The sequence below is a fragment of the Streptomyces sp. KLMMK genome, from assembly GCF_036961605.1.
GTDB classification, from domain to species: domain Bacteria; phylum Actinomycetota; class Actinomycetes; order Streptomycetales; family Streptomycetaceae; genus Streptomyces; species Streptomyces telluris.
In genome coordinates this window covers 1-2,968 of sequence record NZ_JBAMDC010000589.1, presented here as the reverse complement: position 1 = coordinate 2,968, position 2,968 = coordinate 1, and the positions used below count along the sequence as shown (strand labels likewise).

The 2,968-nt window shown below is 73.5% G+C and carries 3 protein-coding genes; all 3 read left to right on the top strand.

What is annotated here, in order from left to right; genetic code table 11:
* On the top strand, window positions 1-1,501 hold a 1,501-nt coding region (gene lnt, locus V7793_RS35955), incomplete at its 5' end, for an apolipoprotein N-acyltransferase (RefSeq protein ID WP_336013880.1).
* Window positions 1,498-2,259: a glycosyltransferase gene (locus tag V7793_RS35950; protein WP_168094108.1), complete on the top strand. Its 762-nt coding sequence runs from the start codon at window positions 1,498-1,500 to the stop codon at window positions 2,257-2,259. The genes lnt and V7793_RS35950, both read left to right, overlap by 4 nt.
* Window positions 2,260-2,320: 61 nt before the next feature.
* On the top strand, window positions 2,321-2,926 hold the full coding sequence (gene fxsA, locus V7793_RS35945; RefSeq protein ID WP_336013879.1) for an FxsA family membrane protein: 606 nt from the start codon (window positions 2,321-2,323) through the stop codon (window positions 2,924-2,926).
* Window positions 2,927-2,968 lie beyond the last annotated feature (42 nt).

The window sequence follows — 2,968 nt, the reverse complement described above, 5'->3', positions numbered from 1 at the left end:
CGCACTGTCCTTCCCGCCGTACGACGTCTGGCCGCTGTCGGTCGTGGCCGTCGCCGCGCTGGCCCTGCTGACCCGCGGCCGCACCGCCCGCCAGGCGGCGTGGACCGGCTTCGCCTTCGCGCTGCCCTTCTTCTTCGTGCTGCTGCGCTGGCTGCACGTGGTCGGCTACGACGCCGTCCTCGGCCTCTCGCTGATCGAGGCCCTGTTCATCGCCGTGCTCGGCGCGGCCCTCGCCCTCGTCTCGCGGCTGCCCGCGTGGCCGCTGTGGGGCGCCTGCCTGTGGGTCGCCGAGGAGCTGGCCCGCGACCGGCTGCCGTTCGGCGGCTTCCCCTGGGGCCGGCTGGCCTTCGCCAACACCGGCTCGCCCTTCACGCCGCTCGCGGCGCTCGGCGGCGCCCCGCTGGTGACCTTCGCCGTCGCCCTCGCCGGCGGCCTCCTCGCATACGCCGCGGCCGCCCTGTGGCGGCTGCGCGCGGCAGGAGGCCGTACGGTCCGCGCCGCCCTCCCGGGCGTCGAGGCGCTCGCGCTGGCCGCCGCCCTCCTGCTCGCCGGATACGCCGTGCCCGTGCCCACGAAGGCCGACGACGAGGTCAAGGTGGCGCTCGTCCAGGGCAACGTCCAGCACGCCGGCATGGACTTCCTCGGCCGCCCGATGATGATCCTCGACAACCACGCCGAGGCCACCCTCCAGCTTGCCCGCGACGTCAAGGCGGGCAAGGTCCCCCGGCCCGACCTCGTCATCTGGCCGGAGAACTCCTCCGACCTCGACCCGTTCCAGTACCCGCAGGCGTACGACCGCATCGACCAGGCGGTGAAGGCCATAGGCGTGCCGGTCCTCGTCGGCGCCCTGGTGGACCACCCGGGCCGCAGCGGCTACATCGACAACAAGGGCATCGTCTGGGACCCGAAGACCGGGCCCGGCGCCTCGTACGCCAAGCAGCACCCCGTGCCGTTCGGCGAGTACGTGCCCTTCCGGAGCGCGCTGAGCAAGGTCATCACCCGCCTGCAGCGCGTCCAGCGCGACTTCTACCCCGGCGACCACACCGGCGTGATGCAGGTCGGCCCGGCCCGGCTCGGCGACGTCATCTGCTTCGAGGTCGCCTACGACGAGATCGTCCGCGACACCGTCAAGGACGGCGCCCGGGCCCTCGTCGTCCAGACCAACAACGCCACCTACGGCCGCACCGGCCAGCCGGACCAGCAGCTGGCCATGTCGCGGCTGCGGGCCGTCGAGCACGGCCGGGCCGTCGTCACCGCAGCCACGAGCGGCATCAGCGCCGTGGTCGCCCCGAACGGCACGGTGCAGCAGCGGAGCGAGGAATTCACCCGGGACGTGATCAGCGCCACCATCCCGCTGCGCGACGGGACGACCGTCGCCGACCGTGTGGGTGCGGGGCCCGAATGGGCGCTCGCTATGGTGGGGCTTCTGTCCTGTGCGGCCGCACTCCTGATCGGCCGTCGGGTACGTATGGACGAGCGGAACAAGAGGGGCCAGCAGTGAACGACGACGGGCAGCGCAGATACGGTCCGCTCGGCACGACCTTGGTGATCATCCCGACCTACAACGAGGCGGAGAACATCAAGAACATCGTCGGCCGGGTACGGGCGGCCGTGCCGGAGGCGCACGTCCTCGTCGCGGACGACAACAGCCCCGACGGCACGGGCAAGCTCGCCGACGAGCTCGCGGCCGACGACGACCACGTCAAGGTGCTGCACCGCAAGGGCAAGGAGGGGCTCGGCGCCGCCTACCTGGCGGGCTTCCGCTGGGGCCTGGACAACGACTACGGCGTCCTGGTCGAGATGGACGCCGACGGCTCCCACCAGCCGGAGGAGCTGCCCCGCCTGCTCACCGCCCTCAAGGGCGCCGACCTGGTGCTCGGCTCGCGCTGGGTGCCCGGCGGCCGGGTGGTGAACTGGCCGAAGTCGCGCGAGATCCTCTCCCGCGGCGGCTCCACCTACTCCCGGCTGCTCCTCGACGTGCCGATCCGCGACGTCACCGGCGGCTTCCGGGCCTTCCGGCGCGAGACGCTGGAGGGCCTCGGCATGGAGGACGTGGCCTCCCAGGGCTACTGCTTCCAGGTCGACCTGGCCTGGCGCGCGGTCAAGGCCGGCTTCCACGTCGTGGAGGTCCCCATCACCTTCGTCGAGCGCGAGCTCGGCGACAGCAAGATGAGCCGCGACATCGTCGCCGAGGCCCTGTGGCGGGTCACCTCCTGGGGCGTCGGCTCCCGTGTCGGCAAGGCCATCGGCCGCAAGTGACGCCGTAAGCGCCCCGTAAGCTCCGATCCGGGTTCCGCCGCAGGCCAGGCACACTTGAGACATGACGTTCGGAGCACAGCAGACGATGAACGGCCGCCCGCCGCAGCGGCGGCGCGCCCGTAGGCTCATCCCCCTGGGAGTGGCCCTCTGGGCCGTCCTGGAGATCTGGCTGCTCACGCTGGTGGCCGGCGCCGCCGGCGGGCTCACCGTCTTCGCCCTGCTGGCCGGCGGCGTCGTCCTCGGCTCCTACGTGATCAAGCGGGCGGGACGGCGGGCCTGGAAGCGCCTGACGGTCTCCCTGCAGCCGGGCGGCGCGACCGCCGGACCGGGCGCCCAGGAGAGCGGCGGCAACGCCCTCACCATGCTCGGCGGCCTGCTGATCATCCTGCCGGGGCTCCTGTCCGACGTGGCCGGGCTGCTGTGCCTCTTCCCGCCGACCCGGACCCTGCTGCGCAAGGCGGGGGAGCGGTGGCTCGACCGCCCGGCGGCCCCCGGCACCCTCGGGGACGCCTTCCGGCAGGCCCGCAGCGCCGATCTCGGCGGAATGGGCGGCATGGGCGGAACGGGCGGCATGGGCGGGCCCGGCGGCAAGGTCGTCCAGGGCGAGGTCATCCGTGACGACGAGCCGCCGGCGCCGCGCCCCGGCGGCCCCCAGCTGCCGCGCTAGCCGGCTCACTGGAGCATCTGGGGCGCCTGGGGCGCCTGGGGC